This is a genomic window from Paraburkholderia sp. BR13439 (assembly GCF_040948805.1).
Lineage (GTDB): Bacteria > Pseudomonadota > Gammaproteobacteria > Burkholderiales > Burkholderiaceae > Paraburkholderia > Paraburkholderia youngii.
The window spans coordinates 24,170-38,023 of record NZ_JBFPKN010000029.1; the positions used below are offsets into that span (position 1 = coordinate 24,170).

Annotated in this window: 15 protein-coding genes; 7 read left to right on the top strand and 8 right to left on the bottom strand. The window is 63.8% G+C overall.

From position 1 onward, the window contains the following. The first annotated feature begins 53 nt into the window (after window positions 1–53). The 5 genes from mgtA to AB3X96_RS36505 all read left to right on the top strand — a co-directional run bounded on the left by mgtA (window position 54) and on the right by AB3X96_RS36505 (window position 6,221). Entirely contained in the window at window positions 54–2,807 is a 2,754-nt protein-coding gene (gene mgtA, locus AB3X96_RS36485) for a magnesium-translocating P-type ATPase (RefSeq protein WP_368593531.1), read from the top strand. A gap of 152 nt (window positions 2,808–2,959) precedes the next feature. Next, a complete protein-coding gene (locus tag AB3X96_RS36490; RefSeq protein WP_368593580.1) occupies window positions 2,960–4,024 on the top strand; it encodes a porin in 1,065 nt (354 codons plus the stop codon). 57 nt (window positions 4,025–4,081) lie between these two features. After that, on the top strand, window positions 4,082–4,324 hold the full coding sequence (locus AB3X96_RS36495; RefSeq protein WP_368593532.1) for a hypothetical protein: 243 nt from the start codon (window positions 4,082–4,084) through the stop codon (window positions 4,322–4,324). Between the two features lie 263 nt (window positions 4,325–4,587). Next, the gene (locus AB3X96_RS36500; RefSeq protein ID WP_176111289.1) at window positions 4,588–4,956 is read left to right on the top strand and encodes a YciI family protein; all 369 of its coding nucleotides are present in this window, start codon (window positions 4,588–4,590) and stop codon (window positions 4,954–4,956) included. Next, on the top strand, window positions 4,953–6,221 hold the full coding sequence (locus AB3X96_RS36505) for an RNA polymerase sigma factor (RefSeq protein ID WP_368593533.1): 1,269 nt from the start codon (window positions 4,953–4,955) through the stop codon (window positions 6,219–6,221). Before AB3X96_RS36500 ends, AB3X96_RS36505 begins: the two co-directional genes overlap by 4 nt. Before the next feature lie 47 nt (window positions 6,222–6,268). Here the strand turns inward: AB3X96_RS36505 and AB3X96_RS36510 are convergent, their stop codons facing one another. From AB3X96_RS36510 to AB3X96_RS36525, 4 genes are all read right to left on the bottom strand, one after another. After that, on the bottom strand, window positions 6,269–6,760 hold the full coding sequence (locus AB3X96_RS36510) for a lytic transglycosylase domain-containing protein (RefSeq protein ID WP_368593534.1): 492 nt from the start codon (window positions 6,758–6,760) through the stop codon (window positions 6,269–6,271). A 23-nt stretch (window positions 6,761–6,783) separates the two neighbouring features. After that, window positions 6,784–7,122: a hypothetical protein gene (locus tag AB3X96_RS36515; protein WP_368593535.1), complete on the bottom strand. Its 339-nt coding sequence runs from the start codon at window positions 7,120–7,122 to the stop codon at window positions 6,784–6,786. A 4-nt stretch (window positions 7,123–7,126) separates the two neighbouring features. After that, a complete protein-coding gene (locus tag AB3X96_RS36520) occupies window positions 7,127–7,471 on the bottom strand; it encodes a hypothetical protein (RefSeq protein ID WP_152851402.1) in 345 nt (114 codons plus the stop codon). A gap of 239 nt (window positions 7,472–7,710) precedes the next feature. Then, window positions 7,711–8,325, bottom strand: a complete 615-nt coding sequence (locus tag AB3X96_RS36525) for a TetR/AcrR family transcriptional regulator (RefSeq protein WP_368593536.1) — start codon at window positions 8,323–8,325, stop codon at window positions 7,711–7,713. Between the two features lie 84 nt (window positions 8,326–8,409). On the opposite strand from AB3X96_RS36525, the gene AB3X96_RS36530 reads away from it, so the two are divergent. Then, the gene (locus AB3X96_RS36530; RefSeq protein ID WP_368593537.1) at window positions 8,410–9,540 is read left to right on the top strand and encodes an MBL fold metallo-hydrolase; all 1,131 of its coding nucleotides are present in this window, start codon (window positions 8,410–8,412) and stop codon (window positions 9,538–9,540) included. Window positions 9,541–9,551: 11 nt separating this feature from the next. Here AB3X96_RS36530 and AB3X96_RS36535 read toward each other — a convergent pair whose 3' ends face one another. Further along, complete coding sequence (locus AB3X96_RS36535; protein ID WP_368593581.1) at window positions 9,552–10,403, bottom strand: LysR substrate-binding domain-containing protein; 852 nt, start codon at window positions 10,401–10,403, stop codon at window positions 9,552–9,554. Window positions 10,404–10,511: 108 nt separating this feature from the next. Between AB3X96_RS36535 and AB3X96_RS36540 the strand changes: the two genes are divergently transcribed. Further along, complete coding sequence (locus AB3X96_RS36540) at window positions 10,512–11,375, top strand: alpha/beta fold hydrolase (protein WP_176111283.1); 864 nt, start codon at window positions 10,512–10,514, stop codon at window positions 11,373–11,375. 23 nt (window positions 11,376–11,398) lie between these two features. On the opposite strand, the gene AB3X96_RS36545 is transcribed toward AB3X96_RS36540, so the two are convergent. The 3 genes from AB3X96_RS36545 to AB3X96_RS36555 are packed head-to-tail and all read right to left on the bottom strand — an operon-like array spanning window position 11,399 to window position 13,849. After that, a complete protein-coding gene (locus tag AB3X96_RS36545) occupies window positions 11,399–12,106 on the bottom strand; it encodes an ABC transporter ATP-binding protein (RefSeq protein WP_368593538.1) in 708 nt (235 codons plus the stop codon). Continuing rightward, a complete protein-coding gene (locus AB3X96_RS36550; protein ID WP_368593539.1) occupies window positions 12,099–12,863 on the bottom strand; it encodes an ABC transporter ATP-binding protein in 765 nt (254 codons plus the stop codon). Before AB3X96_RS36550 ends, AB3X96_RS36545 begins: the two co-directional genes overlap by 8 nt. Further along, on the bottom strand, window positions 12,860–13,849 hold the full coding sequence (locus tag AB3X96_RS36555; RefSeq protein WP_368593582.1) for a branched-chain amino acid ABC transporter permease: 990 nt from the start codon (window positions 13,847–13,849) through the stop codon (window positions 12,860–12,862). The genes AB3X96_RS36550 and AB3X96_RS36555 overlap by 4 nt, the downstream gene beginning before the upstream one ends. Window positions 13,850–13,854: the final 5 nt, after the last annotated feature.

A 13,854-nucleotide genomic window follows, 5' to 3' on the forward strand; every position in this document is an offset into this window, starting at 1 on the left:
TTTTGAGGCCGCGACAGGGGTCGGCTAGCGCTCGCCCCTGCCCGGGATAATCCATGCAAAAACAACCCTCGCATCATCACGAATCTCGTCTCAGACAGAAGGGATTTCTAAGTGGATCCTCGTCCGGGGATCGCAACAGGATTTCCGCGCAGATTGCCAGCGAAGCCGGAAACAGCATCGAAGCCACCTTGCTGCATACGCAAAGCTCCGTTGACGGCCTGGTCGACGCCGATGCCGAACAGCGCCTGCGCAGCACGGGTCCGAACGAGGTCGCGCACGACAAGCCGCCACACGCGCTGATCCAGGTGCTGCATGCTTTCTACAACCCGTTTGTGATCGTGCTGCTCGTGCTCGCCGGCATCAGCTATTGCACAGACGTTTACTTTGCCGCGGCAGGAGATCGCGACTGGACCGGCGTGAGCATCCTGCTCACGATGGTCACGGTGAGCAGCCTGCTGCGCTTCTTCCAGGAATACCGGTCGAACAAGGCAGCGGAACGGCTCAAGTCGATGGTGCGGACCACGGCTACCGTCGTGCGCCGTGCGTCGAAGGCCGGGAAGTCGGTGAAGCGCGAGATTCCGATGTCCAATCTCGTGGTCGGCGATATCGTTACGCTGCAAGCGGGCGACATGATTCCCGCCGATATTCGCCTCATCAAGTCGCGCGATCTGTTCATCAGCCAGGCCGCGCTTACGGGCGAAGCACTGCCGGTCGAGAAGTACGACACGCTCGGCGCCGTGATGCAGAAGTCGGCCGATGTCGCCGATGCGGGCCCGGCCGATCCGCTCGAACTGGCGAACGTCTGTTTCATGGGCACCAATGTGGTCAGCGGCACGGCAACGGCAGTTGTCGTCGCGACCGGTGCCGATACTTACTTCGGCGCACTCGCGAAGAACGTGACTAGCCGGAAGCGGATTGAAACGAGCTTCGATCGCGGCGTGAACAGCGTTTCGTGGCTACTGATCCGCTTCATGCTCGTCATGGTGCCCGTCGTATTCCTGATCAATGGGCTGCTCAAAGGTGACTGGCTTTCCGCTCTGACGTTCGCGCTTGCCGTCGCAGTTGGCCTTACGCCGGAAATGCTGCCGATGATCGTTTCGGCGAATCTTGCGAAAGGCGCTGTGGCTATGGCACGACGCAAGGTGGTGGTCAAGCGCCTGAACTCTGTCCAGAACTTCGGCGCGATGGACGTGTTGTGCACCGACAAGACCGGCACTCTCACGCAGGACCGGATCATCCTCGAACATCATCTGGACATCGAGGGCCGCCGCGACGACCATATCCTCGAGCTGGCATGGCTCAACAGCTTCCATCAAAGCGGGCAGAAGAATCTGATGGACATTGCGATCGTGAGCCATGCGGAGGCGGCCGGCGTGCCACCCACGCAGGCCCACTTCGCGAAGGTCGACGAACTGCCGTTCGACTTCGTGCGCCGACGTCTGTCCGTGGTCGTCGAGCGCGCCGACGGCAGCCAACTGATGGTGTCCAAAGGCGCAGTGGAGGAGATGCTTGCAGCCTGCACGCAGGTGCAGCAGGGCGATGTCGTTTGCGAGCTCGACGAGGCCGCGCGCAGTGCGATGATTGCCAGATCGCAGGAATACAACGCGGAAGGCTACCGGGTACTGGTCGTCGCCACGCGCGAAATCTCGCGAGCCGAAGCGAAACCGCAGTACCGGAACGCCGACGAAGAGCGCCTCGTGGTTCGCGGTTTCCTGACCTTTTTCGATCCACCGAAGGACTCGGCGGCACAAGCGATCCGCGCGCTGAACGAACATGGCGTGACGATCAAGGTGCTCACGGGCGACAACCCGATCGTGACGGCGAAGGTCTGCCGGGACGTCGGCCTTGATCCCGGCATCCCGGTGCTTGGGCGCGACGTCGAGCAGATGAACGACGACGAACTCTGTGCGGCGGTCGAGTGCACGACAGTCTTCGCGAAGCTCACGCCGTTGCAGAAGGCCCGCGTGGTCAAGGCTTTGCAGACCAACGACCATACGGTGGGCTTCCTCGGCGACGGCATCAACGACGCGCCCGCGCTGCGCGACGCGGACGTGGGCATTTCGGTCGACACGGGCACCGACATCGCCAAGGAAACCGCCGACATCATCCTGCTCGAAAAGAGCCTGATGGTGCTCGAAGAAGGCGTCATCAAGGGCCGGGAAACGTTCGGCAATATCCTCAAGTACCTGAACATGACTGCCAGCTCGAACTTCGGCAATGTGTTCTCGTTGCTGGTGGCGAGTGCGTTCCTGCCATGGGAGCCGATGCTCGCAATGCAACTGCTGGTCCAGAACCTGATCTACGACCTGTCGCAAATGTTCCTGCCCTGGGACAGGATGGACCCGGAGTTCCTCAGGAAGCCCCGCAAGTGGGATGCCGGCAACATCAAACGTTTCATGATCTGGCTCGGGCCGACGTCGTCCGTATTCGACATCACGACCTTTTGGCTGATGTGGACGGTGTTCGGCGCCGGCGCCGCTTATCACGCCGATGGCGGCGGCCAGATCATCATGAATTCCGGCTGGTTCATCGAAGGCCTCGTGTCGCAGACGCTGGTCGTGCACATGCTGCGCACGCATCGGATTCCGTTCCTGCAGAGCATGGCAGCACTGCCGGTCACGCTGTCGACGACCATTGCGATTCTCGTTGGCTGCTGGCTGCCGTTCTCGCCATTCGCATCGGCGCTTGGCTTCCAGGCGCTGGATCACCGCTACTGGGGATGGCTCGTCGCGACCATCGCCAGCTACATGCTGCTTACCCAACTCGTCAAGACCGTCTATATCCGGCGCTATGGCCGGTGGTACTGACACGGCGATTCCGCTGACGTCCGGGCGCGTCAGCGGTTGATGCAGGGCGCGGCGGCACCCGCCTGCCCGCCCGTTCCATTCACAACTTTCAGGAAGATGGTTGCATGTCGACAACAACAAAAGCAGTCCTGGACGGTTTCACAGCTGGCGCAATGGCGCTTGCGGCTTTGACAACCAACGCACAAGCCCAGAGCAGCGTGACGATGTACGGTGAACTCGACACTGGCCTCGCATGGCTGAACAACGTGGGCGGTCATGCGCAGTACAAGGCAACGAGCGGTCTAATCGACGGCAGCTTCTGGGCACTCCAGGGCAGCGAAGATCTCGGCGGCGGCAACAAGGCCATTTTTATGCTCGAACGCGGCTTCTCGATCACGACAGGGGAGCAATTCGATGATCACCCGTCCTACGTCGGGCTGAGCAGCGACGCGTGGGGGACGGTAACGCTCGGCCATCAGTACGATTCGGTCCACGACTTCTTCGCTCCGGTAACACTGACGGGCGGAGCGGGCGGCACCGCGTTCGCTCATCCGTTCGACAACGACAACGCCAACAACTCGTACTTGGCACGCAACTCGGTGAAGTACACGAGCCCGTCATTCGGCGGTTTGACCGTTGGCGGTATGTACTCACTATCGAATGCTGCCGGTCGGTTCGCAAACAACCGCGCGTATAGCCTGGGCATCAGCTACCAGAATGGTCCGTTCAACGCCGGGGCAGCGTGGCTGCATGCGAGCGGGCGTGGCGCCACCAGCACCGGTGCATACGATGCGGTCATTGTGCCAGGCGGTGCTCGCCGCACGTTTGACGCGTTCGCGCAGACGCAGAATACATATGGTGCGGGGGCGAACTACGCGATCGGCGACCTTACGCTCGGAGCAGCCTGGTCGCGCTCCACATTCAGCGGTCTGGTCGATGCGGACACCGGCAACCCTGCTCCTTCGGCGCAGTTCAACAACTACGAGGTCAACGCGCAATATCAGCTGATGCCGACGCTGTCGCTTGCCGGCATGTACAACTATACGAACGGTTCGAACCAGCACTGGCACCAGGCCGGCCTGCAGGCGGCTTACCTGCTATCGAGGCGTACCGATACATACGTCGAGACGGTCTACCAGCGGGCCTCGACGGACGCGCCGGCAGTGATCAACAGCGCGGAGCCGTCATCCGGCGGTAACCAGCTGCTCATTGGCGCGGGAATCCGGCATCGGTTCTGATTGAACTGTCCACCAAGGATCGATACCCGGCCGAGGTCCGTCAACAGGGAGAACTGCGTGAATCAAACAGGCGAGACGAATCGGAGTGGCAATGTCATGCGACATGCGTTCATGATGCATGAGATACCGCGCTTGCATACGGTGCTTCACCTGATCCGCGACATCGCAGACGGACCGGGCCGGCCTGATGCCCTGGCGGAGATCGCCCGGTTGGCGCGCTGCGCGCTGGTCGTTTCAGTGCCGCCTGATCCTCGGATTGTCGAACGCGACGATGCATGCAGGAATACGCTCAATCCGTGATGATCGAACGGCAAGGGACAGCGGTTCCACATCGCTGCGCCGCAAGCTAATCCCGAGTCGACAACGCGCGTCGAGCGCCCGACAATGTTTCACGAAACACGGTCGAACGGGCTGCAATCCAGTCGTTTTTTCCCACCGCAGCGTGGCTGCGGGCGCCGATGCGCGATTATTTGATGCACGTTGTCCATCAGCATGCGGCCTGCGCGTCATTGTGATGGCGGCCGATGCAATTCATCCGCCTCAACCCCATGACGGAGGCTCAAATGGAATACCTGTTGATGATCTACTCGGAAGAAAACAGCTGGAACAAGATGACCGACAGCGAGCGGCAGCAAGGCGTTGCCGCCTATCACGCGTACACCGAATCGTTGAAGAAATCGGGCGCTCTGGTGGGCGCCAACCGGCTGCAGCACTCGAACACGGCCACCACGGTGCGGCTCGTCGACGGCAAGCCGCAGGTGCTCGATGGCCCGTTTTCCGATTCGAAGGAGCAACTCGCCGGCTACTACCTGATCGACGTGCCTAACCTCGACGCGGCGATGACGTGGGCGTCGCGCTGTCCCGGCGCGGCGCACGGCGTGATGGAGGTGCGCCCGGTCTGGACCGCTCCGTACGAAGCGCCGTCTGCATGAGCTCGTCCCGCGACGCCCGAGGCGATGACGGCGTCGCGCGGTCGATCGCCGAGGCGGTCGCTCGCCGCAGCTACGGCAAGCTCGTCGCGCTGCTGGCAATGCGCACGCGCGACGTCGCCGCGGCCGAGGACGCGCTCGCCGACGCATTTGCGGCGGCGCTCGCGGACTGGCCGGAGCACGGCTGTCCGGCGAGTCCTGAAGCGTGGCTGATGACGGTTGCGCGCCGCCGGGCGATCGACGGCGCGCGTCATCGCCAGGTCGGCGACGACGTGGCGAACCAGCTGCTGATTCTCGCCGACGAAATCGACGAGTGCTCGACAGACGCGTTGCCCGACCGGCGGCTGGCGCTGCTGTTCGCGTGCACGCACCCTGCGCTCGAGGCCCCGATTCGCACGCCGCTGATGCTGCAAGTGGTGTTGGGGCTGGAAGCGAAGACGATTGCGTCGGCGTTCCTGATGTCGCCCGCCGCGATGAGCAAGCGCCTCGTGCGGGCGAAGACCAAGATCCGCGAAGCGGGCATTCCGTTCAGCGTGCCCGAGCGCGAGGAGCTGCCCGGCCGGCTCGACGCGGTGCTCGAAGCGGTCTATGCGGCGTACGCGGAAGGGTGGACGGACCCGATCGGCGGCGACACCGAGCGGCGCGAGCTCGCCGACGAGGCGCTGTATCTCGCGCAACTGCTCGTCGAGCTGCTTCCGGAAGAACCGGAGACGCTGGGCCTGCTCGCGCTGATGCTGTTTGCACAGGCCCGGCGTGATGCGCGACGCGATGCGGCTGGCGACTACGTGCCGCTGTCGGCACAAGACCCTGCAACCTGGAACGCGCCGATGATCGAAACGGCGAACGCACTGCTGCGGCGCGCGAACGCGTTCAACGCAATCGGCCGCTTTCAGCTCGAGGCCGCGCTGCAATCGGCGCATGTGGATCGCTGCCGGACGGGGCGCCCGAACTGGGACGAGATCGTGCAGCTCTACGATGGGCTGCTTTCGATTGCGGCGTCGCCGGTAGTCGCAGTGAACCGCGCCCTCGCGGTGGCGGAGCGTGACGGCCCGCTGGCGGCGCTCGATGCGCTGGCGCCTTATGCGGACGATCCGAGGCTCACCGACTACCAGCCCTACTGGGCTGCGCGCGCCAATCTGCTCGCGCGTGCCGGCGCGACGGCACAAGCCCTCAGTGCGTACGATCTGGCGGTCGGTCTCGAGCGTGACCCGGCCGTGCGCTGGTTCCTGCAGCGCAAGCGGATGGAGCTTGCATCAGCGGGGAGTTAGCGGAGCGCGGTGCGCTGGCAACGACCCGCCGCGCCCGCGCCTGAACCTCATCGCTCCGGCTGCAACAGCCCCCAGCCAACGAGAATCGCCTGAATGCTGCGCGCGTAGCTGTCGCGCTCGCGCGGCGATTCCGAGTGATACGCGCCGATCGCGCGCCATGTGTTGCCGTAGCGCACCATCTTCTGCTTGAGCAGCCAGGCGGCCACGAAGATATTCACGCATGGGTCGGCGAGCGCGCGGTGCGGAATGCCCTGGCTCGCCAGTTCCGGAAAGTGGATCGAATTGATCTGCAACTGGCCCACGTCGATCGACCCGTTGGCATTGCGGTTGATGGCGGTCGCGTCGCCTTTCGATTCGCGCCATGCCACGGCGCGCAGCACGTGCGGATTGACGCCCTGGTAAGCGCCAGCCTTGTCGAAGCAATCATCGGCGCTCGGCGCGGCGTGCGCGGACGAACTGCCGAGGACCACCAGCGCCGCCCAGGCGCAGATGGCCCACGATCGCAAAGGGCGGAAGGCGTTGGTCTTGGGCTGGTCCATGGGTCGGGGCTCCGGGTCCTGGTTTACTGCGCCAGCGCGGAATCGAGCTGCTGCTCGATGTCTTTCAGATAGGCGCGCGATTCATCGGAGACGACGAGGCGCGGCGTCGGCATCGCGCAGTGGCAATCGCGCTTTTGCGTCTTCTTCTTGTTGCGCGACGTCGAGCGCGGCGCGGGGAGGTCGTCATCGTCGCCGGTGGAGGGCGGCAGCATCGCGAGCGTGGGCAGCGGCGGGTAGACCTTGTCCGCGGAGGCCAGGGTGGCAGGGGGGGCGGCGGTTGCGGGCGCGCTGGCGGCGGGCTGGCCCGCCCACGCGGCCGAACTCAAGCATAGCGATGCCGCGGCGAAAGCGATCAGGCGCATCGTGTCAGCTCCCCGCACGTAGCGGCTGGATCGACACGCTGTACGTCTGGTTCGCGCCGGTCGTCAGGTTTTCGAGCGCGGGTTTGAGCCCCTGCTGCGGCACGCCCCGCCAGATCGCCTCGTTGATGTACTTGAAGTCCTGGCCCAGCGCCGTCACGCGGATCACCGTGGGCCGCTTCTGCGCGGCGGCGAGCGCGCCTGCCTTGGCGAGCACCGTAGCCAGTTGCGGATCGCGCGCGCCGAGTGCATCGGCGGGAATGTCGAACTTCATGATCACGTTCGACACCGCAGGTTTCTCGGCTTGAGCCGTAGTGGGCTGCTGCACTTGTGCGCAGCCTGTTATGAACATTACGGCAAGTAAGAGCACAACGCGCGTCACATCGGGTCTCCAAAGTTTCGAGGCGATGTACGCGTTTTCGGCTTCGGAAGCTGAGACTTGATACCCGGAGGCAAACGTTTGCGAAAAAGGAAGAGTTCGCTCTTGAAGTGCGGCTTCGCGGAAGTTCGCTACGCGTGCGGCGGCCCTCGAGCAAAGAACTTCTTGCTTATACGGGCAGAGCCAAAGCAAACCTAACCTGACAAACCGACTCACGCATAACGCGCGAGAAACATATCCGCCGCCGCTTGCGCGATCCGCTTCTGCTCGCTGGCATCGAGCGGCACTTGACCCATCGCCACTTGCGGCCAGAAGGCAAAAGCCTTCACGAGCCCCTGCAACTGCAGTGCGGCGAAAACGGGGTCCTCGGTCTTGATGCGGTCGTCTGCGGCAGCCGCCCGGACCCACGCGGTCAGATCCTCCTCGCGCTCCCCCATGCGTGCGACCATATCGCGCGCGCGCTCCGGCGAATGGATGCCAGCCGCGATCGCCACCCGTGCCAGCGACAAGAAAGACTCGTCGTTAAGCAGCTTCAGCTTGCGCTCCAGCAGATCGAGCAACTGCGCGCGCAACGGTCGATCGGCGCGGTAGCAGGGCGCATCGCCATCGTGGCTCGCGTCCCACAGTTGCTGGAGAATCGCCGCGAAAAGTGCTTCCTTGCTCGGGAAATGGTTATAGACCGTGCGCTTCGAGACGCTCGCGCGGGTGGCGATGCGGTCCATGCTGGTTGCGTCGTATCCGGCCGCGAGGAATTCCTCGATCGCGGCGGTGACGATCGCGACGCGCTTTCGGTCAGTCAGACGTTGGGTGCGGGCAGGCGATTCCATCCCCTAATTTTACACTGGTCAGTTTACTTTTCTTGAAAATAAACTACACTGCCGGGTGTACATTTTCTTCGAAAGGTCAACTTCATGACGTCGCTTCCCGCCTATGTCCGCCAAATGCTCGGTGTGAACGCCGCGCAACGCAGCCGCGCGAAGTTCGGCCTGTCGCCGCAGCATGACGGCGAGCGCTTTCGCAACGTCAAGCCGCGTCCGGCGCAAAGCCTGCGCAAAACGCTCGGGCTCGCGTGGACGGTGCTGTTCAACAAGCCGCGCGGCACCGTGCCGGCCGACGCGTTGCCCGTCGAAACGCTGACACGCGCGCAACTCGAGGCGGCGCCCGATCGCAGCCTGTACCGGCTCGGTCACTCGACGATGCTGCTGAAGTTGCGCGGCAAGTTCTGGCTGACCGATCCCGTCTTCGCCGAGCGGGCGTCGCCGTTCAGCAATCTCGGTCCGAAGCGCTTTCATGCGCCGCCGATCTCGCTCGAGGATTTGCCGCCGCTGCATGGCGTGATCCTGTCGCACGATCACTACGACCATCTGGACCGCGAGACCGTCCTGATCCTGGCGCAGCGTACCGAGGTGTTCTTGACGCCGCTCGGGGTCGGCGACCGGCTCATCGAATGGGGTATCGACGCGGCGAAGGTCCGCCAGTTCGACTGGTGGCAGGGCACGGTGGTCGAGGGCATCGAGTTCACCGCGACGCCGGCGCAGCACTTCTCGGGGCGCAGCCTGTTCGATGGCAACCGCACGTTGTGGGCGTCCTGGGTGATCGTCGATAACGATTTGCGCGTGTTCTTCAGCGGCGACACCGCCTACTTCGATGGTTTCAGCGCGATCGGCGAGCGCCTCGGACCATTCGACGTCACGTTGATCGAGACCGGCGCGTACGACGCGATGTGGCCATACGTCCACATGCAGCCCGAAGAAACCGTGCAGGCGCATATCGACCTGCGCGGCCGCTGGCTCGTGCCGATTCATAACGGCACCTTCGACCTCGCGATGCATCGCTGGCAGGAGCCGTTCGAGAGGGTGACGGGGCTGGCGCTCGCGCGCGGCGTCGCGCTGTCGACACCGCGCATGGGCGAGCGGCTCGATCTGACTGCGGTGCATCGCGGTGATCGCTGGTGGCGCGGGGTTGCGGAAACCGTCGCTGCGCCGAAGGCTGCGTGGTGGATGTGTGCGTCGTGCCGAGCCGGCGCGGAGGAGTCTTCCTGACGTCTTCCGGGTTAATTCTTCAGGTCGGCGAGAATGTGCTCCGCGAGAAAATCGCACACAGGTCGCTTCGAAGCCGCGCTTCGCGCCAGCACGACTTCGAGCGTGCCGATTTCCGGCAGGCCATTCGCGGCCCCCAGCAGTGAGAAGTGAGCCGGTACCGCGCACTTGGCCAAAGGGGTCACCGCGAGTCCGGCCTCGGCCATCGTCAGCAGACCCAGGAGACTCGGACTCTCATACGACGTTCGATACGTGATGCGCGCACGCTCGAGGCTCCGGATGGCCTTCTCGCGCGCGACGCTGCCGGGCAAAAACACGGCGATGGGCAAGGGCCTTTCGCGCCAGATATCGGTCGCGCCCGGGGCGGCGGCCCACACCATCGGTTCGTGACGCAGGAACTCGCCGTGCAATCCTTTCACGCGCGTCGCGCAGACGAGATCGACCGTGCCGTCCTTCAACATCGGCTCGAGCGCGACGCTTGGCAGCCCCACCACCTGAATCTCCACCTTCGGATAGGTCGCCGAAAATTTCTTGAGGATCGGCGGGAACAGTGACGTCGCATAGTCGTCCGGCACGCCGATCACCACGCGCCCGGTCACGTCGGGCCGAACCACCGCTGCCCACGCTTCATCGCGCAGCGCGATCATCCGTCGCGCGTAGGTCAACAGCATTTCGCCGTCCTGCGTCGGCACGACGCTGCGAGGCTTGCGCACGAACAGCGCCTTGCCGAGCGCCGTCTCGAGCGTCTTGATCTGCATGCTCACCGCCGATTGCGAGCGATGCACGACCTGCGCCGCGCGACTGATCGTGCCGGCGTCCGCCACCGCGATGATCATCGACAGCACGTCCAGATCGAGCGCTTTCATTTCCGTTGCCATGATGGTTCGTATCAGAAAAATAGATCGATTCCATCAATATTATGCGATTTTCTTTTGCCAGCACACCATCGATAGTGTCGCCAAAGGAGCCCTTTGATGAATGCACGTACCAGCCCATCGATCCTGGCCTCAGCCTATGGCGCGTCCGCGCCATCGTTCGTGACCACCGCATCGAGTGTTGCCATACCGTATGTCGAGTCCGGGAGCGGCGAGCCGATGGTGTTCGTGCACGGCTCGCTTTGCGACTATCGCTACTGGGATGCCCAGATGGCTTCGCTGTCTGGCCGGTTTCGCTGCTTCGCGCCGAGCTTGAGCCATTACTGGCCCGAGATCGATGCGTTTGGACACGGCGACTTCAGCTGGGAGGCGCACGTCGAGGAAATGGCCGGATTCATCACGGCGCTCGACCTGGCTCCGGTTCATCTGGTCGGTCACTCCCGGGGTGGGTGCGTGGCTTTCCATCTCGCGCGCGCCTATCCGCGCCTCGTGAAAACGCTGACGCTAGCCGATCCCGGTGGCCCGCTGCAAACCGAACCGCGGGGTCAGCCCGCGTTCATGCCGCCGGCGACCAACGTGTTGCGTGCCCGGGTCGCGGAACTGATCGAACGGGGCGAGTACGACGCCGGCTTGTCGATGTTCGTCGACTCCGTGAGCATGCCGGGGTACTGGAACAAAAGCCCGGAGAGCTTTCGTCGCATGGCGCTCGACAACGCGCTCACGCTGCCGAAGCAGTTGCTCGATCCGCTTCCGGCCTATACGCCGGAAGCCGCGCGCGATATCAAGTGCCGTACGTTGTTGATCGACGGCCAAAGAAGTCCCCGCATGTTCCGCAATACGGTCGACAAGCTCGAACAGTGGATCGAGTTTGCCGAACGCGAAACGATCGACGGTGCGTCGCATGGGATGAATGTCGCGAGACCGGATGCGTTCAACCGGGCGGTCACGACCTTCGTCGCGTAGCCCGGCCACGCATCGCGCGCCGCTCAGTGTTGAGACACGGCCAGCAAGGTATCGATCTTGTGATCCTGGGCCAGCAGCTCGGCCGCCGTGCTCGAATGAATCACCGAGCCGCGCTCCAGCACCACGGCGTTGTGCGTAATGCTCAGCGCCTTGCGCGCGTTCTGCTCGACCAGAATCACCGACAGGCCTTCGTCGCGGATGATCTCCGACAGGATGCGCATCAAGTCCTGCACGATGATCGGCGCGAGGCCTTCGAGCGGTTCGTCGAGCAGCAGCACCCTGGGATTGAGCATCAGCGCGCGGCCGATTGCCAGCATCTGCTGCTCGCCGCCGGAAAGCTGGTTGCCCATATTGGCGCGGCGCTCCTCCAGGCGCGGGAACATCCTGTAGATGCGCGCCAGGTCCCAGGGACCGGACACCGCGATCGCGGTCAGGTTCTCTTCGACCGTCAACGACTTGAAGATATTGCGTTCCTGCGGCACCCAGCCGATGCCGGCCAGCGCGCGCTGGTGCGGCTTGAATGCGGTGACGTCCTTGCCATCGAGCCAGATCCGCCCGCTAAAGCGACGCGTGTGACCGACGATGCTGTTGATCAGCGTGGTTTTACCCGTGCCGTTGCGGCCAAGCAGCGCGAGAGCCTGGCCGTGATCCAAGGCCAGATCGATGCCCGTCAGGATCCTGGCTTCGCCGTAGCCCGCTACGACTCCTTCCAGCTTCAGCAATTCAGACATATTCACCTCCAACCAGCTCCTCGCCCAGATACACGGCCTTCACGCGAGGATCGCGGGCGATGTCCGCGCATGCGCCCTCGGTAAGCAGACCGCCGCTCACCAGCACAGAGATGCGGTTGGCAAAGCTGAACACGAGGTCCATGTCGTGCTCGATCAGCAGAATGGTCACATCGTCGGGCAATGCGGCGACCGTATTGAGAATCTCGCGGCGTTCGCCGTCGGGAACGCCGGCCACCGGCTCGTCCAGCAGCAGCACGCGCGGCTTTGCCGCCAGCGCCAGCGCGATTTCGAGCAGGCGCTGCTTGCCGTAAGGCAGCACGCGCGTTTCGCGACTCATCACGTCGAGCAACTTGCACTGTTCGAGCAGCGAAGCGACCTCGTCCATGATTTCGCCGCGCTGGCCGAGCGCACGCCAGAAGCGTGCGCCCAGGCCGTCGCGCTCGGAGATCGCGACGGACAGCGATTCGGCCGGCGTCATGTGCTTGAAAAGCTGATTGATCTGGAACGTGCGGACGAGCCCGGCGCGAGCCCGCTTGTGCACGGACAGCGACGTGATGTCGTAGCCTTCGAGCTCGATGCGGCCCGAAGTCGGCGACAGCACGCCCGTCAGCTGATTGATCAGCGTCGTCTTGCCGGCGCCGTTGGGGCCGATCAGCGCCTGGCGGGCGCCTTTCTCGACCGCGATCGACACGTCATTGGTGGCGACGAGGCCGCCGAAGCGCTTGATCAGATTGAATGTTTGCAGTGCGATCGTCATGCTTTGCTCCCGCTGCGACGGAACCACGTCCACGGACGCACGAGCCGCTCGTGACCGACGATCACGATGATCACCAGCAGCAAGCCGATCCAGAACTGCCAGTATTGCGGCGTGATGTCCGCCAGCCGGTCCTGCATGAACCTGAATACGACCGCGCCGATGATACCGCCATACAGATAACCCGCGCCGCCGATCATCAGCATCAGCAGCACGTCGGCCGAGCGGTGGAAGTCGAGCACGTCGAGCGACGCGAAGCCGGTGGTCTGCGCGAGCAGAGCGCCGGCCACGCCCGCGTAGGCCGCGCTCAACGTGTAGACGGCAGTTCGGCGCAGGTTGACCGGCACGCCCATGGCCGCCGCGCGAAGCGGATTCTGGCGGATCACCTGTAGCGACATGCCGAACGGCGACTTGACCACCGCGCGCGCGATCACGAACAGCACGAACAGCGTGACGATCGAATAGGTGTAGGCCACCTTGCCGAACAGATCGAACTCGATGTGACCAAAGAGCGGCACCATCGGCACGCCAGTCATGCCGTCGGCCCCGCCGGTGAGCCAGCCGAGCTTGTTGGCCAGTTCGTGCAGGATCGAGGCCACGCCGAGCGTCACCATCAGGCGCGTGAGGTCCGAACCGCGCATCACCAGCACGCTGGTGACGAGGCCCGCCAGCACCGCCGCTCCGCACGAGAGCAGCATGCCCAGCAGCGGATCGACATTGAAGTACTTGGCCAGCAACGCAGCCGAATAAGCACCGAGACCGAAAAAGGCCGCATGGCCCAGCGACACGATGCCGGTATAGCCGAGGATCAGGTCCAGCGATACCGCGAACAACGCGAGGATCGCCATCTCGTTGAGCAGCAGGAAGTTATTGAGCGGCGTCACGCAGATGCCCAGCGCCACGATCCAGAAGATGATTTCCACTGGGCGCCAGCGCGACCACTGCCTGCCCATGCTGCGGACTTCGGGCACGATCGTCGATGCACGCATTTCGC